Consider the following 21,133-nt stretch of genomic DNA (forward strand, 5'->3'; position numbering starts at 1 on the left):
TTCAGTACGACAAGATAATCCGCAGTGGTTGCGGACTGTCGGGCGTACACGTGAGCCGGGTCTTGATTCATGCCTCAATCCAATAAATCCACTGCCCGCCGCGCTATTGCCGCGACAAAGCGGAACAACAAACCAAGCACATATTCGATAAAGGTTACTGTGATGTTCGTGCTTGCGATAGCGACGCGCCCCATGAAGCGCAGCGCCGAGTTCATCAGGTTACTGATCGTTTCCGCCATCTCAATGGACATCAACGCGCCGCTATAGAGTAGCCGCGCAAGGCCGTCGAGCAGTGTCGCACCCGCAAACAACTGCAAGGCAACACTTCTACCCACCTGCTTGACGATCCAATCAAGTGCGGAAAGGATCAGCCGCAGCGCGGTAGCAGACGCCATGATGAAGGGACCGCTGTCCTTCGAGGCCTGAGAGAGCCATTCGTTGGCCGCTTCGAAACTGTTGTGCTTGGGCAAAATGACAGGCAGTGAAGCCCACGCGCAGCCCTCGACCGATTTGCGATAGGAGGGCATCAGATGAGAAGGAATATTGATCAGCGTTCCAGCCCCTTTCAATCGATAGGCATTACTACCGTAAGGCACATGGAAATAAGGAAACACCGGCACCATAGGAACCGGATCGGTATCATGGTACGCGCGGTAGATGTTTTCCGCGCCGAACTTGGAGGTCAGGTATTCGGCGTGTTCTTCTACACCGCAACGCGGCGCACCGAAAGTGTAAAGTTTTATGGCACAACCCATATTGCTAAGGCTGTCGGCGAGTAACGTCGCCATCGCTCCGCCAAGACTGTGCCCAACCACATGCAGTGTTGAAGGATTGCGACCACGCAACTGCCGCCTGATTTGCGGCAACACCGATTGCGCTCCACGCCAAAAACCCGCGTGCACCAGGTAGCCACTAGGCCCAATGACACCGCCAAACCGAAAATTGGTAAGCCAGTCGTAGCCGGTGATCGTACCGCGCACGGTGACCAGGCATTCACCCTGACGAGCACCTTGACCCCAAGCCACATAGCCAAAACCCGAACGCTGTTGCGCAACCATTCCGGTTGATCCAACCAAACGGGCGCCGCCAGTAATATCGAAAATCTCTCTGGCATTTGGTGCCAGCAACGCAGCGGCCAACATGCGTGTTGACTCGCGTAATTCGTATGCACTGGTAGCGATTTCACCGGTCTGAGTCGGCGAAAGTTCCGTAGTCATGATCCATCCCCCTTCGAAAGGTTAAACATTCCATATTTCAGACCGGTTTGCAGATACCGTAATGGGTGCCTTCAATCTCCGGCTGGCGAGTCAGCTCACAGACAAAATTCAATGGCCGACCATCGAGTTCAGTATTCGGCTCATAGTTATCCTTGCCATGCATCCAAGCTTCATATTCGACTCCCTGGTAATGGATCACGATGGTCTGATGCACCATGGGCTGGGACGGAATCAGTCGGCGCAACCCCGCATTGCGCTCTATCGCAGGAAAGGAGAACACTCCTTTTTCGTCCGTTACCGCCCGCTGAGGCGGGACCTCATTTCCCGGCCACTCCACCTTCTCGATAACTTCAGCCCCTTGCACCGGCTTACCATCCTTCAGGACCGTTCCGCGGACTGGAGAAAAAAGAACCAGACTATCAAACGCACCCATCGCACATCCCTCTGACAAGCCTGACAACGCAAATACCACAACTATAAGCAGAACCTTCAAGGCCGAACGCGACATCATTCGCTTTCCTCGCATCGCATTTCGCCCTTCAACCAATCAGCACTTTGAAACACCCCAGCACGATGACACCACCATGCACCGTACTGTCTCCCATGCGTGCGACGGGCCGACCGCCGGCCAGCACCTTCGGCGAACCCATGGCGATCGCATCAGGCGGGCCTACGCATACCGCCACGTCGCCAACACATGCGACCGGCAAGCCGCCAATCAGCACAGTCGGCGCACCGGGCGCGGCAATCGGGCCACCGACGTGAGGCACGGGCCCGGTGGTCATTGGACAGGTGTGCATATCTGTGAGGCGTGCTGCGGGTTGCATGGTTTGGCTCCGCTTGAATTTCAACAATCGGCTACATCAATCGGCAAACACGCCGAGGTGAACCGGAGGACCATCCTTGATTTGCCAGGAACTGTGTTCCTGGGTCTTCATATTCATCGTCGTCACTACCGCTGTCTGGTAGACGTTCCACAATCCACCATCTTTGACACAAATAATAGTGTGCTCGAAATTTTGCCCAATGATGCCTCGGCTTCCGTCGTGACGAGCGCACGCCGTCATGGCTTTTGCGCCCTCCCCTTCATACATATCGGCATTGACCCTGACTTTGGCAACCGTATTTAGAACGGGCATATGCTTCCCATCCGAGTCGTGATAAAAGCGATTGCCGTTGAGGGTCGGATGCACCTCCAGCGCACATCCGTTCATCGGAAAGGTGACCACCAGGGTGCCATTCGGATGGCCGTTAGGCACGTCACAGTAGCGCGCCGTACCCGCTCCGAACGGGATATACCAATCTGTACCGCCGCCCGCGTTGACGGTAATGGTGTAAACACCATCGTTAGTGGTACAGACGAGCGCGCAAGCGCCGCCTATCGCATTATTGAGCGCAGCTCCCCTGCACATAAAACCCCAAGCCGCGCAGGTGGTCGCCGGGTTCGTCCTAAGCAAGGCCAGAACTTGTCCAGCAGGCTTCATCGGCATCTACGTTCTCCAGAAATCTGAGTAGGAGGGCCATACCATTGCATGCAACCGATTCATCAAAGAGGGCGGGTCAAAGAGGGCAGACTCCATTTCAAAATGCACTCCGATCCCATCCTTTTTTCCGGCTTCTTAGCGTTTCACCAGCAAGTAAATCGAATAAACCAGCGTGATTACGACAGCAGCAGGCAGGGTTATCAGCGAGAACCAGCCACTTACGAACATTGTGTAAAGCAACTTCCCCACGTCCTTCCCCGCAATCACACACGGACCAACGTCTGCCTCACTCAGTTGGCACTTAGCACAATTCGCCACAGCGCCTGCCAGCATGGCCATCAGTAATGGGAGCAGGCCCAAAAAGGCGATCACCAAGTAAACCAGCCACGACCTAAAATGCATGGCCTGTCCTCGACCAAATAGGCGTCCAAATCAGCTTCGATGCATTGGAGAATGGCGGCGTCCTGTGAGGACAGATGCGCATACACCCCGCCATCGGTAACTCCATTGTGTCTTCCTCCCCATTTTTCCGTTAAGTGAAATATTGGACCAAGGGGCTGTGGCTGTGGCCAAGGCGGCCGTCGGCGAGCCACTGCGCCTGCACCACCGTACCGAACACGCGCGAGGCGGATTGCTTATGCCTGCTCGTCGTTGCCAGTCCGTAGTAGCTTTTGCTGGCACCCTGATAGTTTGGATGGGCATTCACAAATTGCAGTCCCAATGCGTTGACTATACTTAGGCCGGCGGCATGACCGTTTTGACTCATGCTGTACAGGTGGTTCGCTATCCACCCTTCTTGCATCTGACTATAACCAGGCGGGACGAACAACGAGAAATTCAAACCGGCCCCTGGTCCTTTCGCTTCGACGATCAGGAAATCCGTACCACCTCCCTGGTTCGGCATTTCCCAGATCTGATCTATCCCCGTCCCAGAATGAACGTGATAGCCCCAGATCATCTGAAAACCAGGACGTCGCCGAAGCACATAGATCGCCGCAGCAGCCTCGCCGACGCATTCGGTGATACGCGTATTTGCCAGCAATACACGCATGTCGGTAGCGATCTGATCGAAGTGTTGACATGCAACGGCATCGGCACCCAACCCTACGACTTCCTGTTCCAGGCCTTGCCATACGGCTTGACCATGCATGTCCAGCCAGGCAAACGGCAGGAAGATTTCGTCTCCCGTTCTCAAGTTCCAACCGAAGGTATTGTTCAGGTCGTCGTGATACGTGACGTCCTGATGCATACCGAGGAATGGCCACGATGTAAGAGTAGGCGCAGCGAGCGCCCGCCCATTGGCGGCATTGATCCTGATGACTTTAGTCTTCGGTTTCCTGGTTGAAACGAAGGAGTACTTGTCGTACTTGTGGATGATTCCCGCGTAATCCACTTTCTTGCGTGCTCGCAAAGACCTACCCATATCGCCTCCTCCATTGAATCAGTCATCCACCTTTGTCGAGAACAGGGCCGAGTGCGTTAAACAACAACGAGGTAACAAGGCGGCCGACTCGTTTGTTCTAACAAAGTGAGCAATAAGTACTTTGTCCCCATTTCAGGAAACGATCAGATCAATCCCGAAAAGTGAACGATCTTGCCGTTTCCGTCCGTATTTCCCGAAAAACCTTCGGCCTCCCAGCAAATACGATGCCCGCCGTGAGTACCATCGATCGTGACGGCGACAGCGATCGGCGACGCCGGCCTCCACGTGAATGACTGGCTCAAGTTCGCGTTGCTCAGGTCCTGGAGTTGCGTTCCATCCAGAAACATGACCGTGCTACCGGAGGTTTGCTGCAGGAAACTCCACCGGGCATTCGAGACGTCTTTCGCGCACTCGACGACGTCCGCAGAATACTTGTCGGACAATGCCACTCCACGCCACGCCGCGTAGATGATTACCACGTCCTGCAATCCGAATCCCAAGCTATCCACAAGAAATGTAGTCAGTTCGCTGCTGCAAAATGTGGTATAGCCGGACAGACCTATCGGCCTGATGTGTTTCAACAGGAATTCTATGGAAATGGACATCCGCTTCACCTCGTGCCTGGATATCAGTACATACTCACTGGCACACCAACGAGTCGACTATGTGTGCAACAGAAATCTGACCCCGCTTCCGCTTTCTTGCGCGCCCGCAAAGACCTGCCCATACCATCTCCCTTGCTGAGTCCAGCATCCGCTTCTGTCAAGAACTGAGCATCAATGCGACACTTCGCTTCATCAACCCGGCCACGAACAACGAATTCAGTTCATTCAACCCAATCATCCAGCAACATAAGTTGCATGTCCGGCGGCATAAGTGATGGTCACAGGTGTTGTGGTATTTGTAATAGAGGCCGCAAGAAGCTCTGCGGTATGATCTTCCCAGTACTTGGAACCTTCGACGACCACGGTGATCGTAGCTCCACCCCCCGCTGTCGTAGAGAGATGCTTCAGAATAAGTTTGCATTGACTACATGGATAGGCGTTCTGGGTGAGTGTGCACCCGATCCTCTCCGCTGCGCTCATGGATTCCAAGACTTGCATTTCTGCGTGATCGTGGTTCGTCATAGCACCATCAGCTTTGATGCCTTTGTATATATTCAATCCCTGAGTAGCCCTGACGTGTACTTTCTTTCCGGCGCCAGTCGTCCCTTGGCATTCCACGCTGAACTTTTTCGATTGCGAAGATTTTTTTTTCGGCATGACTTCAAGCCCTCAGAGTAGCGTATAAGATCTTCAATTCTGCCCAGGACATGGGCATTGCATCCCAACGAGTCCCCGGATTACGTGTAATTTCGGTCACCCGCTGTTGGAGGCGCCCGCACAACGGGCCACCACGATCAGACCCGGCACCGGCATTCCGGCCTCCTTACGGATAGCGTATGGCTCCACGTGCTCCACCCGCATTCCACACTCATGGATGACAGTCTCGATATACGAACGCGCATGCTTAAACCGCAGAGTCGTCGGGAGCCGGAAAGGCACTTCGTCCTCAGCTTCTTCGAAGGACATGAGCATGAGACCGTCCGGCATCAGTACCCGGGCAGCGCTACCCAGCACGGCACGAAGATCGCCCACATAGATCAGGGAGTCGCCGGCCAGGATCAAGTTAAAGCGACTTTCACAGCCTTCAAGGAAGGCATGGAATTCGCTCTCCACCAGATGGTCGTAAATGCCTCGCCGCTTCGACTTGGTCAACATGTCGGCAGAAACATCCACCCCCCACAAACAACGCGTATGCCGCCTGGCCCGCAAACCGCACAACCCTGTACCGCACCCCAGATCAAGTACGCGGTCGAGCTTGTTTTCACCCAGCCAGTGGCATAGAAGCTCTCCGAAGCGCGAAGGCACACGGTAGTTCAAGCCTTCCAGAGTCCGGTCGAAGGACTCGGCGAAATTGTCAAACTCGTCGACAACATATGCCAAGGGCAACTGGGACAAATGATCTGCATCCAGCAATAGACTTCGCTGGTATCCGATAACGGGGTTGTCTGGATCGATACGCTGCCATCGATTGAAGTACGTCTTCGCCGCCTCGACCTGGCCACTCGCCACCAACGCCCGGCAGAGTTCAAGATACGCTGCTGGATTGTATCGATCGCAGGTAGCCAGCTGCTGTAGCTGCAGGATGCTCAACATGGGCAAAAGCCTCGGTACGGGTTCGTCATGGCCTTAAGGGTTGGCGTTAAGGGTCAGAGTCACTTTTCATAGTGATTCCTCCCCAGCAAGTCACTCTGCTTTTCCGTTTCCAAAATCTACTCAGGCAAATCCGTACTCAAAATCTTGGCCTTTTACCCCCACGTTCACCCCTGCCATCGCCTTCCCTTCAATCATCCGCATCAAGAACTCTCGGCTCACATCCGGCAACATCGTGTTTGTCAAAATCGCATCGATCATGCGCCCACCCGACTCGCTCTCGGTGCAGCGGCTTACCACCAGCTTCACCACGTCGTCGTCATAGTTGAACGGAATCTTGTAACGCGCCTCGATGCGTTTCTTGATACGACCAAGCTGCAACTTCACGATTTCGCCGAGCATGATTTCGCTGAGTGGGTAGTACGGAATCGTCACCAGGCGACCCAGCAGTGCAGGCGGGAAGATTTTCAACAGCGGTTCGCGCAGGGCCTTGGCCATACCTTCATGGTCCGGCATCAGTTCCGGATCCTTGCACAGGCTGGCGATCAGGTCGGTGCCGGCGTTGGTGGTGAGCAGGATCAGGGTGTTCTTGAAATCGATCTGGCGACCTTCGCCGTCTTCCATCATGCCTTTGTCGAACACCTGGAAGAAGATTTCGTGGACGTCGGGATGGGCTTTCTCGACTTCGTCCAGCAGCACCACGCTGTACGGTTTGCGGCGCACGGCTTCCGTGAGTACACCGCCTTCGCCGTAGCCGACGTAGCCGGGAGGCGCACCTTTGAGCGTGGAAACGGTATGCGCTTCCTGGAACTCGCTCATGTTGATGGTGATGAGGTTTTGTTCGCCGCCGTAGAGCGCTTCGGCCAGTGCGAGTGCTGTTTCGGTTTTGCCGACGCCGGAGGTGCCGGCGAGCATGAAGACGCCGATCGGCTTGTTCGGGTTATCGAGGCCGGCACGGGAGGTCTGGATGCGCTTGGCGATCATTTCCATGGCGTGGTCCTGGCCGATCACCCGCTGGCTCATGATCTTGGGCAGGTTCATCACTGTTTCCAGTTCGCTGCGGACCATCCGACCGACGGGAATGCCGGTCCAGTCCGCCACGACCGATCCCACCGCGGTGTAGTCGACGGTGGGCAGGATCAGTGGATGTTCGCCCTGCAACTCAGCAAGCTGTGCCTGCAACCCATGCAATTCCTCGAGCAAGGTAGCGCGTTCGGCATCGCTGAGCTCAACGGGTACATGGGCAGCTTCTGCTTCGGCTGCCGCAGCTTTTTCCAGCTTGCTGCCGGTGCCTTCCACGGGTAAATAATCGCCGCGTAGTTTGGCGCGAATGGCAAGGATCTTTTCGACCAGGGCTTTCTCGGCTTGCCAGTTGGCGTCGAGTTTTTCCAGTCGCGCCTTTTGTCCGGCGAGTTTTTCGTTGGCGCTGGCTTCGCGTTCGGCCACGTTCACGCCGACAGTCTTTTCGCGAGCAATGATCGCCAGTTCGGTTTCCAGCGCCTGGATGCGCTTGCGCGTATCGTCCACTTCCGGCGGCACCGCATGTTGGCTGATGGCGACGCGTGCGCACGCGGTATCGAGCAGGCTCACCGCTTTGTCGGGTAGCTGGCGCGCGGGGATATAGCGATGTGAAAGTTTGACCGCAGCTTCCAGCGCTTCATCGAGAATCTGCACGCGATGGTGCTTTTCCATCACGCTGGCGACACCACGCATCATCAGGATGCCCTTTTCCTCGCTCGGCTCGTCCACTTGTACGGTTTGAAAACGGCGGGTGAGTGCGGGGTCTTTCTCAATGTGCTTTTTGTATTCGGCCCAAGTGGTGGCACCGACGGTGCGCAGGTTGCCGCGCGCGAGTGCGGGCTTGAGCAGGTTGGCGGCATCGCCAGTACCGGCCGCGCCACCGGCGCCGACTAGGGTGTGCGCTTCGTCGATAAAAAGAATGATCGGCTTGGGCGAGGACTGCACTTCCTCGATCACTTGGCGCAGACGATTTTCGAACTCCCCCTTCATGCTTGCGCCAGCTTGCAGCAAGCCCACATCGAGCGTGCGCAGCTCCACGTCTTTCAGTTGCGGCGGCACGTCGCCAATGGCAATGCGCAGCGCAAAACCTTCTACCACCGCGGTCTTGCCGACGCCGGCTTCGCCGACCAGCATGGGGTTGTTCTGGCGGCGCCGCATCAGGATGTCGACCACTTGGCGGATTTCTTCATCGCGCCCGACGATGGGATCAATTTTGCCGTTGCGTGCCTGCTCGGTCAGGTCGACGGTGAACTGGCGCAGCGCTTCCTGCTTGCCCATCTGCGCCGGCGGCATAGCGCCGCTGGCTTCACCCGGTACCGCGGCGCTGCCCATGCGGAAACCGTCGTTAGCGCTCTGCCCGTCTTCCGGTGAACCGCTAACTACTTCGGCGAATTTTTCCGCAAGTGCTTCCGGCTTGATCTTCTCGAATTCCTTGGAAATATTCAGCAGCGAATTGCGCAAGTGACGCGTACGCAGTGTTCCGAAAATGAGATAGCCGGTGCGTACTTGCGTCTCGCCAAACATCAGCGTGGCGAACACCCAGGCGCGCTCGACGGCTTCCTCCACGTCGCCCGATAAATCGGAGATGCTGCTGGAACCGCGCGGTAGGCGATCCAGTGCATCGGTCACGTCGCGCACCAGGTTGGAAGGATTGAGATTGAACTGCTTGACGATGCGGTGCAGATCCGAATCCTGCAACTGAAGGATCTGATGGATCCAATGCACCAGCTCAACGTAAGGGTTGCCCCGAAGCTTGCAGAATACGGTGGCGCTTTCGATGCCACGATAGGCCAGCTTGTTGAGCTTGCCAAACAACGCGCTGCGACTGATTTCTGCCATGACGACTGCCCCTGGATTTGGTCACCCTGCCCCTCAATAAGAGGCTGGGAGTTATTGTTAATACCCTTTCAACGCTTACCGGTACGTGGCCACTACAGAAGCTCGTCATAAGGAGGAAAGTTCCGCGCAGTCTTCTGAGCTTCGATATATAGCCGCTCTAACTCGGACTCTGCCTTTGAATAGCTGAGCAGCTCCTCTTCCAGATAAGACAACTCAGGATCATCAGAAGCTGCGATTTGTTCTTGCAACTCTCTGGCCTTTGCGTCAACAGCCCGGACACACACAGCTAATGTTTGTATGCTGATTTCCATAGATCACCACCTTCAGCCGTGAGCATCTTCATACGCTTTCGCCACAGCAGCCCTGGCGAAGTTATCCAGCGCACCCTTCAAGACCTCCGGAAACATCGGTGTAGCCGGCTCGACCTGATAGTGATTTGCGCTAAAAGCTTTTCTGTACTCTGGCCCAGTAATAACGAGATTCGGGTCAATTACCGTGTCCTTCGGAATGTAGAAGTACTGCCAGTTTTTCCCTCTGAAGACATTTTCCTTGTCAAAGAGCGATGTGCCACCGCCGGGCTTCACCAACCCTTTCTCATCAAACGCAACGTCTGGATCACGATACTTAGGCGTTCCATCGGCTTGGAACCCGATCTGCTTAGGCATGAAAGCCGGATAGAGAATGCCCTTGACCGGCTCGTCGTTAACGATCGGCCCTTTCGGAAAATCATCCGAGTGCACTGCTCTCCAGAGATCTGCTGGACACTTCGACATGCGATTTCCTTTCCTCATGCGTTAAGAACACAATCACTGTGTTGCCTGCCTGCTTTCACGGCGGCAGGACCCTTCCAAGTCCCGACTGAATTACGTTTACCTTTACCCTACCGGCCTCAACACCACATCATCGTTATCGGCTTCGCGTTGCTGCTGCCCGAGCCAAGTGGTCAACCCCATACGCCCGCTTTGCCCCAGGCGTGTGGTCGGCACTTCATCGTGTTTGAGCACGAGCTGCACGTCCCACGCCTTTTCCTCACCGACATAGGTTTTCACTGCCGCGATCAACTGGCGCAACGCTTCGCCACCCGGCAGAAAATTGTTGAACTGCGCGCGTGTCAGCGGCCCCAACTGCAGGCGGAAGCGCTGCTGGGCGCCCCACACGTATTCGCCAAGTACGGCGGTCAGCCCTAAGCCCGCTACTTCGCGCGACTGGCCGAGCCGCAAATGCGCTGAGTTCGGCAAACGCATCCACTCTGTGACAAATTCGGCCACGCGCACTGGAATAGCGAAGAAATGTTCCAGCAAATGTTTCAGGCCTTCCGCATTGCGCGCCTGTGCCAGCAAGCGTCCGGCGAAGAACTGTTTGTAGCGGTCCGGCAACGCATCGCGCGCTTGCAGATTGGGCGTGGACAATCCCACCAGCGCGCCCATGTAGAGGCTGAAGCGGTCTTCGCCGGGACGGTCGAGCTGGATGGTGGGTTGCGAGTCGGCCCACACCCGATAGAACAGGCTCATCATCCGATGATGGAAGATGTCAGCGAACGCGATGAAGGTGCCGTCGCGCGCGTTGTGTCTGCGGTCGAGCGCATACTCGGTCAAATGCAGCGGCAAGGGCGCATTGGGCCCGAACAGTCCGAAAAACAGCCCATACATGCGCGGCGGCTTGCCGTCGGGTTGGGGCTCGAAGCGATCCACGGTGCGTGGCGCGAAAGCCAGCGACGGTGTCTGACACAGGCGCACGGCATCTTCCGCCGGCTTGGTGGAACGCCCGAAGCGCGGCCGATTGGGATACGCGCATTCGAGCCGGCGCAGCGCTTCGAAAAACTCGAAGACTTCCGGTCGATCGCGCAGCGCGTTTTCCAGCGCTACAGGATCTGGCGTTTGCCGAGTCGGGCCGGCCATCGAGCCACCTCATTGCGTTCCAGGGTGCGCAGCACGGTTTCGGTGAAGGAGTTCACCGAAACATAGCGCGCAAAGAAATGCCGCATCACCGAACCGAGCAGGAAGGCCCCCGTGCCTTCGAACGCACCATCATCGCAAGTCAATGTGATTTCTAAGCCGCGCCCGAAGGTGATCGGTCCCGGTACTGGAATACGCCTGACCACAGAATTGCAGCTGACCGCCTTTACGCCTTCGATCTGGCGTCGCGCGCTGGCGTCGTATTCATCGCAATACAACGTCAGCATTTCGCGCAGTGCCGCTGCACCCTCTTCGCCGCTATCGCCCAGCAGCGACACGTAATTGAGCTGCAGATGGCTGATCAGTCGCCACGCAGTTTCGCCTTGCGCCGTAGGCGCGCGCGGTTTGGTGGGACCGGCTACGCAACGGATGGACACCACCGGCGCGCCTGTTTCCAACGTGAAATCGGTACGCGATTTACCTACCGGCATCTGCAGCGGCAGATCGCGGTTGGTGCACATCAGCATCATGCCGATCTGCCTTAGCTGGGTGGAATACGGCGCGTCGTTGGCGTCTACCAGCGAGATGAATACCTCGCTGCCGACATAGCTGGAGCGCGCGCCGTGCAATTTCTGCCGCGCGGACAGCAAGCGCGGTTCGCGCCGCAACGTGTGGAACGCAGCGCTGCCGCTGTGCCACACGCGTTCGTCGCAACCGTAGAACGGCTGGAAGCGTTGCTCGGGTTCCTGTCGGTCGCCGAAGCCTTCCACCTGGCTGACGCTGTGCACTTCGAAGTCCATCGGCCGGGTGCGGTCGGCGAGCACGTGATACTCGGTCTTGCCCTGTTGCAGATGGATGCGATCGGCACGGCGCGGAAACAGGTTGATCGCCGGCGTGCAGAACAAGCGGAAGTTGCTGGCGTCGACAGCGTTGTGCAGCCGGCTGACGCTGCGGTCGAAGAACACGGTGAGATCGAATTCGGTGGCCTGCGAGCGAGAAAGCACCTGCTTCAAGCCGGTGAACACCGCGAACAGGAAGCGCTCCGGACAGGCAAAATATTCCTGCAGCAAACGATAACCGCTGAAAGAGCGGTCGCTGTACGGCAGCAGAGCTTCGTCATCAGAAAAGCCCTTGTCGCGAATGGCCTGCGCATCGAAATGCTCGATCAGCATGCCGCTCGCGCCAGGTATGCGCACCACAAACCCCTGTGCATTGCCCAGCAATTGCTCATACAGCCGCTTGGGCAGTTCGTCGGCTCCGGCGATGAACACCGGTAGCTCGTCCATGGCCAGCATGTTGGCTTGCGCGCCAGCGGTGATGATGAACTTCAACCGCAAGCCCGCGCGCACCGTTTTGCCGGCCGGTATCGGCACCCCAGCAGCCGCGATCGCAGCAGGCGTTTCGAAGTATTTGGCTTCGACCAGTTCCAGTGGCCACAAGGTAACGTCGTGCGCGGTGCGATATTCGCAGGCAGTACGGTCGTCGTTGGCGATTAAACTGCGCAGCGCGGTGTTGCGCGCCACGGTGTAGCCGGTGGCCAGCGCGCTTTCTTTCGAATCCGGATTCAGTTGCACCACCGCCATCGAAGGTACTGGGGCGAGGTAGTGCGGGTAGATCATCTCCATCAGGTGTTGCGTGAACACCGGGTACTGCGCATCGAGCTTCAGCTGAATGCGCGCGGCCAAAAAGGCGAAACCCTCCAGCAGGCGCTCTACGTAGGGGTCGGCGCACTCGAAGCCTTCGAGGCCCAGACGGCCGGCGATTTTCGGGTACTCGCGCGCGAACTCGGCGCCCATTTCACGCACGTGCTGCAGCTCGCGGTTGTAGTAGCGCAGCAGTCGAGGGTCCATTAGAGCCTGCCTAGGGTCTCGGCGTAGCCCGCGTTGTCACGGTGCGTTCGCCAGTTGGTAGTGGGCGGCGCAGCGCTTGCCTGGCTGGCAAGCCAAGCCGCGCGCTGCCGCATGGTGGACGCACCGCGGCAACCCTTCGGGCCGGGGCTGTTTGCCCGCCGGGCTGCGTCCTCACTCAGTTGTGTATCGACATACACGTCTTCGTTCCTCCTTGCCCGTCAAGCAAACAGTCCCGGCGCGGGCCACGCCGAGACCCTAGACAGGCTGTTAGCCGAAGCTCTCCGATACGTTGAACTTGCCTGTTTCCAGATCCACTTCGGTCTTGAGATAAAGGTTCAGCGGAATCGGCTGCGCCCACATCTCCGATTCGATGTTGAACATCAGCGACTGGTGATCCATGCGCTTGGGATCGGTATGGACCGTTACACGCAAAGTGCTAGGCGTGAGCCGCGGCTCGAACGCAAGGATGGCCTCCTTGAGCTGCCGCTGCAGCACCTTCGCGTCCACACCAGTCAACGCCGAGCCGGTGAGATCGGGAATACCGAAATTGACGACGGAACGGGCAACGTCCGGATAATCGGCCAGCTGCTCGTCGATACCGAGATTCACGCAATTGAGCAACCAAGAAATGTCGCGTGCCACGCAATCGCGCAGGCGCGTGGCGGAAATCACGCGTTTCTCGCGGCTCTCTTCCTTTTTCGCCGTTTCGTCATCGGCGAGCCGATCGAGCAGCGAGGGCTGCAGGCGTTCCTGGGTGGTCAGCTCGGCCATAAGTACTCACGTGTCGAACGAAATGATGCGGATATCCAGCAACGGATATTCGCCAGCGTCCGTTGCCAACATGCGCTGGCCGGAGCCCACATAGCAGTCGTCGCCCATGTCGACCCACTCGGTCTTGCGGGCCAGCACCACTTCGCTGTCCTGTGCGCGTTCCGAACCGGGGTAGCGGCATGGCACGAAGCCGATCGCTTCGCCGCCGTTGCTCCAGGTGACCTGCACCGGCGTCCACACCTTGTCACGCAGATCGGTGGGAGGCTCGAATTTCAGTTCGCGAATGCGCGAGAACGGCACCCACGAATAACCGCCGTTAACGACGATTTCCAGACACGGGCCGAAACGCGGATCGGCATCAGCGATCCATTCGAACGGTTCGCCGTCAATGCGACCGCTCACTGCATCGGCCTGTTCGAAGGCTTGTTCGCGCAGCGGCTGTGCCTGCGTGTAGCGCCCTTCCCCCATCAGCTTGAGCGATTGCAACAGCAAGGCCAGCCATTGCGCCGGCTCGCCGATCACCGTTGGTGCGCGCACACCGCTCATGACCGCGTTGCGTTCCAGCTCGCCTTGCAACGCCCGGCTGTATGCGCCAACCATCAGCGCATTGCCCGCATCCAGCTCGCCGCTTACTTTGAGCTGCGTTTGCGCACGCTCCCACTGTCCCAGCACGGACAGCAGTTGAAACAGGAAAACTCGCGCCTTGGCATCGGCCGGGTTGCCGCGCACTTGCGCGGTCAACCCTTGCAACGCCTCGTCCAGACGACCTTCTTTCAGCATGTTTTCGGGAGTCATGTCCAAGCCCAGCATTCCGGAAGGTGATCGGAATCCCGACGCAAACCGCGCCGAGATTCCAGACGGATACCACCGAGGTCGGCGCGTACGCCGAATTAGGCTTAGGCGCTGGCGACTTGCTGGATGTCGAAGGTGAAGTCCTTCGTGCCACCCTTCGCGCCACCCTTGTCGTCTTGCGGCTGGAACGAGTACTTGAACTTGCCGAAGTGCAGCGTGATGTTTTCGGTGAGCTTGTCTTCGCCGCCGCTACCACCGGTGGACACCGAAGTAACCAACACGCCTTCGCTCAGCTCGATGGTGAGGAAGTCGGTCTGCTCACCGGTGGCGTTGGTGACATAGATAAAGGCGCCATCCACGCGAGCGCCGGTGCAGGCGGCCTGCAGCAGTGCGTTGGAGCAGCCGTCCACGTATTTGGTGATCGAAATATCCTGCACGTGCGCCTTGCCACCGCTGGCTGCGCCTGCGCCGGTATGCAGATCACCGGTATTGCTCACGCCCCACGACCAAGCAAGGATCGGCACCTCGCCCTTGTGCTTCTTGTGGTTGGACGCCCCTTCGATCTTGACCTTGCCGGAGCCGAACTTGATATGCATATCGAATGCCATGAAACCTCTCCTCGGTTACCTGATTGATGATGGCTACCGCCGAACCTGGCGGTCCCCTTTGCAACACACTTCCTAGTTCAGGCCTTCGCCGCCGAAGGCAGGCGGGACACCAAACGCAACGACACCGTCAATCCCTCCAACTGATAATGCGGCTTGAGGAAGAACTTGGAGGTGTAGTAGCCCGGTGCCCCTTCCACTTCCTCAACCACCACCTCGGCCGCCGACAGCGGTTTGCGCGCCTTGGTTTCTTCGCTGGAGTTCAACGGATCGCCGTCGATGTACTGGCTGATCCAGTTGGTCAGCCAGCTTTCCATCTGTTCGCGGCTGCTGAAAGAACCGATCTTGTCGCGCACGATGCACTTCAAGTAATGCGCAAAACGGCAGCAGGCGAACATGTACGGCAGACGTGCCGCGAGCGCCGCATTGGCGGTGGCATCGGGATCGTCGTATTCCTCCGGTTTGGCCAGCGACTGCGCGCTGATGAAGGCGGCCATGTCCGAATTCTTGCGATGGACCAGCGGCATCAGGCCCATCTTGTCCAGTTCCGCCGAGCGGCGGTCGGTGATGGCGATTTCGGTGGGGCACTTCATGTCCACGCCGCCGTCATCGGTCGGGAAGGTATGCACCGGCAAGCCTTCCACCGCACCGCCGGATTCGATACCGCGAATGCGCGAGCACCAGCCGTATTCCTTGAACGAGCGGTTGATGTTCACCGCCATCGCGTAAGCGGCGTTCTGCCAGGTGTACTTGGACGAATCGGCGCCGGCGGTGTCTTCCTCGAAATCGAACTCCTCCACCGGATTAGTCTTCGCGCCATAGGGCAGGCGCGAGAGCGTGCGCGGCATGGCCAAACCAATGTACTTGGCGTCGTCCGATTCACGCAGCGAACGCCAGGAGGCGTAGTCGGGCGTGGAGAAAATCTTGGCCAGGTCGCGCGGGTTGGCCAACTCGTTCCAGTTGTCCATGCCCATCAATTTGGCATCGGCGGCAGCGAAGAACGGCGCGTGCGCTGCTGCGGCAACCTGTGAAATGCCGCCCAGCAGCTCGACGTCCGGTGGGCTGTGATCGAAATAGTAGTCGCCGATGAGAGCGCCATAGGGCTCGCCGCCCAGCTGGCCGTACTCTTCTTCGTAGACCTTCTTGAAGATCGGGCTTTGATCCCACGCGGTACCTTTGTAGCGCTTGAGCGTCTTGCCCAGTTCCTTCTTGGAGATGTTGAACACACGGATCTTCAGCAGCTGATCGGTCTCGGTGTTGTTCACCAGGTAATGCAGCCCGCGCCAGGCGCTTTCCAGCTTCTGGAATTCCGGATGGTGCATGACCAGATTGAGCTGCTCGCTGATCTTGCGATCGAGCTCCGCCACATAGGCGTTGATCGTCTGGGTCACATCGTCAGACACGATGTCCGACTTGTTCAGCACCTGCTCGGCCAGGGTGCGCACGGCCGATTCGACTTCTTCCTTCGCGCGTTCGCTCTTGGGCTTGAATTCCTTGCTCAACAGCGCACTGAAGTCGTTGGCTTCGATGGTTTGTACCGCACCACCCTGTTCAGCCAGTTTCTCGGTTGCCATGATTGCTTACTCCCCTTCCGGCTTGGGCGCGGACACTAGCGACTGCAACAGCGCCGGATCGTTGATGGCCTGGGCGATCAGTTTTTCCGCGCCCGCCTTGCCGTCCAGGTAGGTACCAAGATTGGCGAGCTGGGTGCGCGCTTCGAGCAGCTTGGCCACTGCGCCCACTTTGCGCGCCACGGCTGCGGGCGAGAAGTCGTCCATGCTTTCGAAGGTAATGTCGACGCTGAGGTTGCCTTCGCCGGTCAAGGTATTGGGCACGGCGAAGCTCACGCGTGGCTTCATGGACTGCAGGCGGTTGTCGAAGTTATCCACATCGATTTCCAGCGCCTTGCGATCTTCAATCGCCGGAAGCTCAGCGTTATTGGTGCCGGAAAGATCGGACATGACACCCATGACGAAAGGTACCTGCACTTTCTTCTGTGCACCGTAGACCTCGACGTCGTATTCGATCTGCACACGAGGCGCGCGATTTCGCGCAATGAATTTTTGACTACTTTGTTTGGCCATACGACGTCTCCTTGTAAAGGATCAAACTACAGAGGTACTGCAACATTCGAATCCATCCGCCGGGTCCAGCGGTTTACAGCCAAATGACAGACGTGCGTCACCCGACGGAGCAAAGCTTTGCAACCGACATCTAAAAGGTGAAACAAGCGGCTTGCGCGATTCCCCCCGGGGCGCACGTAGCGAGTGATAGACGCGTCGCAACCGCCGCAAGGTAGTGCGTTACGACACGTAAAGAAGAGTCCCTGTTACCTGCTTAAATCTATGCTTAATCGTGCCGGCTGGCAACGCCTATCTGACACCGTGAAAATCTGGTGAAAATCAATCAAGAATTTCAACATAATCAGTAACAACCCCCTGATCAATCACGCATCGTGGCAGCGAAAAATGGTTGGCCTGACGCAAAGATTTTCTTTGTGTCATCCCTATGACATTCCGCGCAAGCAAAACAACTCGCACCATTAGTCGTCGATATCCTCCAACTGGACACCGGTGTGCAAGTAATGTTCCAGGCCCAGCTTTTTCATCAACGCCGGGGTACGCGGATCGTCATGGGGAAAACCTGCGTTGAGCGCTTTGCCCTGCGCATCGAACAAGCGCACCCATTCGCGCCGATCGCCTTCGCAGTCAGGCCGCGAGGGACTTTCCACACAGGTGTAGATCACATAGACGTAAGCCTTTCCGTCAGCCGCGGTCAAACAGGCCCAGCCGGTAACGGCCGCGTCCAGCACCGGCGTATCTTTCAAGAACGGTTGGTGTAGCGACCGGCCGTCGCCTGGCAAAACGATCGACGTGCTGCGTTCCGGCCGCGTCAGCGTAATGGTCTGCGAGAGCGTCTGCCGATCCTGATCGTCGATGTCGAGATAAACAGTGCTGGCGGCAAGGATGGCGCCGCCGCAATTCAAGTGACCAACGCGTGTCTTGCCAGCCGATCGGTCGCTGGCCTGCACGCAGCAAACCACCATGACAGCGGCAAAAGCCAGCAGCGAAAGCCTCAGCCTCATGGCTTACCTGCTTCGCTGACGTATCGGGAAAACAATCGGCGCGCCTCTTCCATGGTCATCTTCGATTGCGAACCGCCGGGGAGCGAGGTCCATTCCTTGCGCAGCAAGGGAATCGCGTGATCGATATCGCCCTGTTGAATGTAACCGAGCGCATGACGGCTGCGCAGCTTCTCCATGGCCAGCTTGTCCTGCGATGCCTTGGAAAAATCGGTCACGATGCCTCGCTCCTTGGCTTCTTTCCACGTCGCATAAAGGATCTGATACGCGCCGGCTGCGGTCGAGGTGCGTCCCCAGGCGGTAACGGCCTTGTCCGGATGCCTACTGGTATCGGTGAAGCGCTGCTGCCCGCCGTAGAGCAGAAAATACACGTCATCGCTATCGGTATGGTGCTCCGCGAAACGGATCAACCTTAAAAACGCGGCGACGTTGATGTCATCTTTGGTCATTTCATCCCTAAGGAACCACCCGGACGCGAGATGCAACGCAACTGGCGGTCAATCGCCAATGCCGCAACGCAAGCCACGCGGATCCTCTGCGCAGCACGCGGAATTTACTGGTAATCGAAAAAGGGATACAAGTGCCGGCGAAAACTTCCGCACATCAGTTTTCGTTTTCCGCATCTGCTTGGCATGGAGAGCGGAGTGCTTCACGGCCACGACAAACTTCGATCGCTGTTTGCGATGCTGGCCGAGCGCAAACCACCCGTGCGGCAGTATTACCGCACGCCCTATTTGACGGACATGGGTGAGCAGGTGGATTTTGCCGAGACGATGGAACTCAACGACGAAGGCCTGATCCAGTGGCACCACGTTTACTGGGGCTGGTTTGGCTTTCGCGTATTACAACGCAACGAGTATCACAGCTGATCGCAAAATCCCCTCTCCTTACGACGGTTCCGGCACGTAGCGATGGTTCTTCACCTGCGACGGGTCAACCTCGAGGGGGTGTGAGAAATCGGCAACGAGTGCGCCGTCTGGGCTGAAGTGTTCGCGCTCAATGGCTTCCCACGTCACCCAAACATTGGGATGGGTTTCAGCGGGCTGCGAACGGAATCGGCACGGATAGACAGTCATGGTGGGCTTGATGCGTGTCGGCATAGGCGTTTCCCATCAACCTGAACAAGCTGCCCCAGCGGACGGAGCAGAATGATGACGGTAGCGCGATTCGGGGCTGCGGTGCTAGTCCATCGGCGCTACTTGAGATAGCTCCTCAGCACGGCCGCTACCGGGGCAAGTTCCTGCGCATGGTCCTGGTCGTCCGCCCCGAGATGCGAGCGCAGGTGCCCTTCCAGCACCTCCAGGATCAGCCCGTTTACGGCGCCGCATGGCTCGATCCGATGATGGGCATCGTGGGTGCCTTCCTGGGGTGGGACGCCAGCTTGCTGCGCGAATCGGGACGCACCCTATTAGATGCCGAGATGGATGCACCGGTGGCGCAGGAAATTCGCGACGTTGTCGCACGGATTTGCGATCTGCACATGTGGCGTGTCGCCCGCGGCAGTTAAGCGTGCATTCTGAGCCTTGTCACCGACGAACCCCTGTCGCCGGCCGAAGTACGCACTTGTCCATCCATGAGGAACTGGTGCATGTGACGGTCGATATCCAGAAAGCGGCCTGAGCGACATGGCACGCTGCATGCGGGGATGCATAAAAAAGCCGCGCGAGCGTCGCGTGGCTTTGCATTCCAAAGAATGCGTATCAATGCTTGCCGTGACTCTTGGTGTGGCTCTTACCGTGTGTCGTACCAGTTACGCCCTTTCCTTTGGCCTTGCTCTGCGCCACATCGCTTACTGCGGGACCTACGCGGGTATCGCTTGCCCTCGATTGAGCAGCCATGGTCGATACCGCATCACCGTGACTGTCGTTGTTCATGACGCCGCCAGCACCTCGACCGTGCGATTGGGGCGCTGCGAATGCGCTCGTTGCAAGACCGAATACCACGACGGCAAAAAGCAGGGTACGCATAATGATGCACCTCAGTGGGATAGATGCCGCTCAAACGGCGAAAGAACGGTAAGACCACCTGACCAGCTAACAGCTGAATCCTTTTCGCGGCGACTGAACGCCGCATATCCGAGCCCATGTGTCAGCATGGCGTAAGTGTTCCCCAGACCGCCTGCACGACGAAACCTGCCCTGTGCGCTGCGGCCATGGCCCAAACCGACAGCGATTGGGCCTCTGTTGCTCTTAGTGATGCAGTCCACATTCCGGTACTTTTCGCCCCATCATCGGATGTCTGGCTGCGCTGCCTAGGAACCAGCAAAGTCATGGCATCCGATGATTCCCGTTCAAGCCACAGCCATTCCGCCCCGGACCTACGGCACTTGCGGCATCGCACAGTTCCCGCACGAAGCAGGCTGGCTGAATGATCCAACCACCCGCGATTTCGCTTATAGTTCGCCCCGCAACAGGGGACTTTGAGATGTCTATGAACACAGGCCAGCCGCAACCGACACAGGCCGGCGGGCTCCGCGCCGGGCCGCAAGGCACGCAGTTGCTCTCCGCGGCACAAATGCAACAGTTGGCTCTGGAAGAAGAAACGCTTGTATCGAATGGCCGTGCTTCTTCGCACTCGCCGGTGCTGCTGGGCACCCAGGGTTCGCTCAAAGACTGCCGCTACACCTTGCGCCAAGGCCGCCAGACGATAGGACGTCGCGTCGATAATGACATTGTGATCAATGATCCCAGCGTTTCGGCTACGCATGCGTGGATCATCAATCAGAGCGGCCACTATGTGCTGATGAATACGCTGTCCACCAACGGCACCTTCGTCAACGACAAGCGCATCCATGAAACCGTACTGATGCATGGCGACCGCATTCGCTTTGGCCAGGCCGAATTTGCGTTTCTGACGCACGAGCAGGACGCGCGGAATGTGCGCCACTATCTTTATGCAGCGGCGGCGCTGCTGGGATTGCTGGCGGTGGGCGGCCTAGCGTGGTGGATGTTCCGATAGCA

Annotated in this window: 25 protein-coding genes; 3 read left to right on the forward strand and 22 right to left on the reverse strand. The window is 57.8% G+C overall.

Annotation, left to right across the window (positions count from 1 at the left end):
• Positions 1 to 74 precede the first annotated feature (74 nt).
• The 20 genes from ISP18_RS01370 to ISP18_RS01465 all read right to left on the reverse strand — a co-directional run bounded on the left by ISP18_RS01370 (position 75) and on the right by ISP18_RS01465 (position 18,622).
• Positions 75 to 1,217: a lipase family protein gene (locus tag ISP18_RS01370; RefSeq protein WP_380016277.1), complete on the reverse strand. Its 1,143-nt coding sequence runs from the start codon at positions 1,215 to 1,217 to the stop codon at positions 75 to 77.
• A 37-nt stretch (positions 1,218 to 1,254) separates the two neighbouring features.
• On the reverse strand, positions 1,255 to 1,728 hold the full coding sequence (locus ISP18_RS01375; protein WP_380016279.1) for a DUF6795 domain-containing protein: 474 nt from the start codon (positions 1,726 to 1,728) through the stop codon (positions 1,255 to 1,257).
• 28 nt (positions 1,729 to 1,756) lie between these two features.
• Entirely contained in the window at positions 1,757 to 2,044 is a 288-nt protein-coding gene (locus ISP18_RS01380) for a PAAR domain-containing protein (RefSeq protein ID WP_380016281.1), read from the reverse strand.
• A gap of 36 nt (positions 2,045 to 2,080) precedes the next feature.
• On the reverse strand, positions 2,081 to 2,707 hold the full coding sequence (locus ISP18_RS01385; RefSeq protein ID WP_380016283.1) for a hypothetical protein: 627 nt from the start codon (positions 2,705 to 2,707) through the stop codon (positions 2,081 to 2,083).
• A gap of 526 nt (positions 2,708 to 3,233) precedes the next feature.
• Positions 3,234 to 4,124, reverse strand: a complete 891-nt coding sequence (locus ISP18_RS01390; RefSeq protein ID WP_380016285.1) for a hypothetical protein — start codon at positions 4,122 to 4,124, stop codon at positions 3,234 to 3,236.
• Between the two features lie 143 nt (positions 4,125 to 4,267).
• Entirely contained in the window at positions 4,268 to 4,729 is a 462-nt protein-coding gene (locus tag ISP18_RS01395; RefSeq protein ID WP_380016287.1) for a hypothetical protein, read from the reverse strand.
• Positions 4,730 to 4,963: 234 nt separating this feature from the next.
• Positions 4,964 to 5,386, reverse strand: coding sequence for a hypothetical protein (locus tag ISP18_RS01400; protein WP_380016289.1), 423 nt, complete (start codon positions 5,384 to 5,386; stop codon positions 4,964 to 4,966).
• A 96-nt stretch (positions 5,387 to 5,482) separates the two neighbouring features.
• On the reverse strand, positions 5,483 to 6,322 hold the full coding sequence (locus tag ISP18_RS01405) for a methyltransferase domain-containing protein (protein ID WP_380016291.1): 840 nt from the start codon (positions 6,320 to 6,322) through the stop codon (positions 5,483 to 5,485).
• A 120-nt stretch (positions 6,323 to 6,442) separates the two neighbouring features.
• Positions 6,443 to 9,178: a type VI secretion system ATPase TssH gene (tssH, locus tag ISP18_RS01410; RefSeq protein ID WP_380016293.1), complete on the reverse strand. Its 2,736-nt coding sequence runs from the start codon at positions 9,176 to 9,178 to the stop codon at positions 6,443 to 6,445.
• Positions 9,179 to 9,270: 92 nt separating this feature from the next.
• Positions 9,271 to 9,489, reverse strand: coding sequence for a DUF3209 family protein (locus ISP18_RS01415; protein ID WP_380016295.1), 219 nt, complete (start codon positions 9,487 to 9,489; stop codon positions 9,271 to 9,273).
• Between the two features lie 12 nt (positions 9,490 to 9,501).
• Positions 9,502 to 9,951: a Tse2 family ADP-ribosyltransferase toxin gene (locus ISP18_RS01420; protein ID WP_380016297.1), complete on the reverse strand. Its 450-nt coding sequence runs from the start codon at positions 9,949 to 9,951 to the stop codon at positions 9,502 to 9,504.
• 102 nt (positions 9,952 to 10,053) lie between these two features.
• Positions 10,054 to 11,076, reverse strand: a complete 1,023-nt coding sequence (gene tssG, locus ISP18_RS01425) for a type VI secretion system baseplate subunit TssG (protein ID WP_380016299.1) — start codon at positions 11,074 to 11,076, stop codon at positions 10,054 to 10,056.
• A complete protein-coding gene (gene tssF / locus ISP18_RS01430; RefSeq protein ID WP_380016301.1) occupies positions 11,040 to 12,923 on the reverse strand; it encodes a type VI secretion system baseplate subunit TssF in 1,884 nt (627 codons plus the stop codon). Before tssF ends, tssG begins: the two co-directional genes overlap by 37 nt.
• Positions 12,924 to 13,190: 267 nt before the next feature.
• Positions 13,191 to 13,694 (reverse strand): type VI secretion system baseplate subunit TssE, encoded by a 504-nt coding sequence (tssE, locus tag ISP18_RS01435; RefSeq protein ID WP_380016303.1) that lies wholly within the window; start codon positions 13,692 to 13,694, stop codon positions 13,191 to 13,193.
• A 6-nt stretch (positions 13,695 to 13,700) separates the two neighbouring features.
• The gene (locus tag ISP18_RS01440; protein WP_380016305.1) at positions 13,701 to 14,495 is read right to left on the reverse strand and encodes a type VI secretion system accessory protein TagJ; all 795 of its coding nucleotides are present in this window, start codon (positions 14,493 to 14,495) and stop codon (positions 13,701 to 13,703) included.
• A 95-nt stretch (positions 14,496 to 14,590) separates the two neighbouring features.
• Positions 14,591 to 15,094, reverse strand: coding sequence for an Hcp family type VI secretion system effector (locus tag ISP18_RS01445; RefSeq protein ID WP_380016307.1), 504 nt, complete (start codon positions 15,092 to 15,094; stop codon positions 14,591 to 14,593).
• 77 nt (positions 15,095 to 15,171) lie between these two features.
• Positions 15,172 to 16,665 carry a type VI secretion system contractile sheath large subunit gene (gene tssC, locus ISP18_RS01450; protein ID WP_380016309.1) on the reverse strand — a complete coding sequence of 498 codons (1,494 nt, stop codon included), beginning with the start codon at positions 16,663 to 16,665 and terminating at the stop codon, positions 15,172 to 15,174.
• A gap of 6 nt (positions 16,666 to 16,671) precedes the next feature.
• Positions 16,672 to 17,175, reverse strand: coding sequence for a type VI secretion system contractile sheath small subunit (gene tssB, locus ISP18_RS01455; protein ID WP_380016311.1), 504 nt, complete (start codon positions 17,173 to 17,175; stop codon positions 16,672 to 16,674).
• Between the two features lie 458 nt (positions 17,176 to 17,633).
• Positions 17,634 to 18,176 carry a hypothetical protein gene (locus ISP18_RS01460; RefSeq protein ID WP_380016313.1) on the reverse strand — a complete coding sequence of 181 codons (543 nt, stop codon included), beginning with the start codon at positions 18,174 to 18,176 and terminating at the stop codon, positions 17,634 to 17,636.
• On the reverse strand, positions 18,173 to 18,622 hold the full coding sequence (locus ISP18_RS01465) for a hypothetical protein (RefSeq protein ID WP_380016315.1): 450 nt from the start codon (positions 18,620 to 18,622) through the stop codon (positions 18,173 to 18,175). The genes ISP18_RS01460 and ISP18_RS01465 overlap by 4 nt, the downstream gene beginning before the upstream one ends.
• Before the next feature lie 195 nt (positions 18,623 to 18,817).
• Here ISP18_RS01465 and ISP18_RS01470 point away from each other — a divergent pair, with 195 nt between their 5' ends.
• Complete coding sequence (locus ISP18_RS01470; protein WP_380016316.1) at positions 18,818 to 19,042, forward strand: hypothetical protein; 225 nt, start codon at positions 18,818 to 18,820, stop codon at positions 19,040 to 19,042.
• An 18-nt stretch (positions 19,043 to 19,060) separates the two neighbouring features.
• On the opposite strand, the gene ISP18_RS01475 is transcribed toward ISP18_RS01470, so the two are convergent.
• Entirely contained in the window at positions 19,061 to 19,273 is a 213-nt protein-coding gene (locus tag ISP18_RS01475) for a hypothetical protein (protein WP_380016318.1), read from the reverse strand.
• A gap of 146 nt (positions 19,274 to 19,419) precedes the next feature.
• On the opposite strand from ISP18_RS01475, the gene ISP18_RS01480 reads away from it, so the two are divergent.
• Positions 19,420 to 19,680, forward strand: coding sequence for a hypothetical protein (locus ISP18_RS01480; RefSeq protein WP_380016320.1), 261 nt, complete (start codon positions 19,420 to 19,422; stop codon positions 19,678 to 19,680).
• 193 nt (positions 19,681 to 19,873) lie between these two features.
• Here ISP18_RS01480 and ISP18_RS01485 read toward each other — a convergent pair whose 3' ends face one another.
• Positions 19,874 to 20,140, reverse strand: coding sequence for a hypothetical protein (locus tag ISP18_RS01485; RefSeq protein WP_380016322.1), 267 nt, complete (start codon positions 20,138 to 20,140; stop codon positions 19,874 to 19,876).
• Positions 20,141 to 20,597: 457 nt separating this feature from the next.
• Between ISP18_RS01485 and ISP18_RS01490 the strand changes: the two genes are divergently transcribed.
• Positions 20,598 to 21,131 carry an FHA domain-containing protein gene (locus ISP18_RS01490; protein WP_380016323.1) on the forward strand — a complete coding sequence of 178 codons (534 nt, stop codon included), beginning with the start codon at positions 20,598 to 20,600 and terminating at the stop codon, positions 21,129 to 21,131.
• Positions 21,132 to 21,133 lie beyond the last annotated feature (2 nt).

This window comes from Dyella humi (assembly GCF_044904605.1).
GTDB lineage: Bacteria > Pseudomonadota > Gammaproteobacteria > Xanthomonadales > Rhodanobacteraceae > Dyella_B > Dyella_B humi.

Coding starts and splice junctions, on each gene's coding strand:
- ISP18_RS01375 (WP_380016279.1), bottom strand. CDS start 1,728: ATGATGTCGCGTTCGGCCTTGAAGGTTCTGCTTATAGTTGTGGTATTT.
- tssH (WP_380016293.1), bottom strand. CDS start 9,178: ATGGCAGAAATCAGTCGCAGCGCGTTGTTTGGCAAGCTCAACAAGCTG.
- ISP18_RS01390 (WP_380016285.1), bottom strand. CDS start 4,124: ATGGGTAGGTCTTTGCGAGCACGCAAGAAAGTGGATTACGCGGGAATC.
- tssC (WP_380016309.1), bottom strand. CDS start 16,665: ATGGCAACCGAGAAACTGGCTGAACAGGGTGGTGCGGTACAAACCATC.
- ISP18_RS01460 (WP_380016313.1), bottom strand. CDS start 18,176: ATGAGGCTGAGGCTTTCGCTGCTGGCTTTTGCCGCTGTCATGGTGGTT.
- ISP18_RS01380 (WP_380016281.1), bottom strand. CDS start 2,044: ATGCAACCCGCAGCACGCCTCACAGATATGCACACCTGTCCAATGACC.
- ISP18_RS01480 (WP_380016320.1), top strand. CDS start 19,420: ATGGTCCTGGTCGTCCGCCCCGAGATGCGAGCGCAGGTGCCCTTCCAG.
- ISP18_RS01420 (WP_380016297.1), bottom strand. CDS start 9,951: ATGTCGAAGTGTCCAGCAGATCTCTGGAGAGCAGTGCACTCGGATGAT.
- ISP18_RS01490 (WP_380016323.1), top strand. CDS start 20,598: ATGTCTATGAACACAGGCCAGCCGCAACCGACACAGGCCGGCGGGCTC.
- tssB (WP_380016311.1), bottom strand. CDS start 17,175: ATGGCCAAACAAAGTAGTCAAAAATTCATTGCGCGAAATCGCGCGCCT.
- ISP18_RS01475 (WP_380016318.1), bottom strand. CDS start 19,273: ATGCCGACACGCATCAAGCCCACCATGACTGTCTATCCGTGCCGATTC.
- ISP18_RS01445 (WP_380016307.1), bottom strand. CDS start 15,094: ATGGCATTCGATATGCATATCAAGTTCGGCTCCGGCAAGGTCAAGATC.
- ISP18_RS01465 (WP_380016315.1), bottom strand. CDS start 18,622: ATGACCAAAGATGACATCAACGTCGCCGCGTTTTTAAGGTTGATCCGT.
- tssG (WP_380016299.1), bottom strand. CDS start 11,076: ATGGCCGGCCCGACTCGGCAAACGCCAGATCCTGTAGCGCTGGAAAAC.
- ISP18_RS01400 (WP_380016289.1), bottom strand. CDS start 5,386: ATGCCGAAAAAAAAATCTTCGCAATCGAAAAAGTTCAGCGTGGAATGC.
- ISP18_RS01385 (WP_380016283.1), bottom strand. CDS start 2,707: ATGCCGATGAAGCCTGCTGGACAAGTTCTGGCCTTGCTTAGGACGAAC.
- ISP18_RS01370 (WP_380016277.1), bottom strand. CDS start 1,217: ATGACTACGGAACTTTCGCCGACTCAGACCGGTGAAATCGCTACCAGT.
- ISP18_RS01395 (WP_380016287.1), bottom strand. CDS start 4,729: ATGTCCATTTCCATAGAATTCCTGTTGAAACACATCAGGCCGATAGGT.
- tssE (WP_380016303.1), bottom strand. CDS start 13,694: ATGGCCGAGCTGACCACCCAGGAACGCCTGCAGCCCTCGCTGCTCGAT.
- ISP18_RS01415 (WP_380016295.1), bottom strand. CDS start 9,489: ATGGAAATCAGCATACAAACATTAGCTGTGTGTGTCCGGGCTGTTGAC.
- ISP18_RS01405 (WP_380016291.1), bottom strand. CDS start 6,322: ATGTTGAGCATCCTGCAGCTACAGCAGCTGGCTACCTGCGATCGATAC.
- ISP18_RS01485 (WP_380016322.1), bottom strand. CDS start 20,140: ATGCGTACCCTGCTTTTTGCCGTCGTGGTATTCGGTCTTGCAACGAGC.
- tssF (WP_380016301.1), bottom strand. CDS start 12,923: ATGGACCCTCGACTGCTGCGCTACTACAACCGCGAGCTGCAGCACGTG.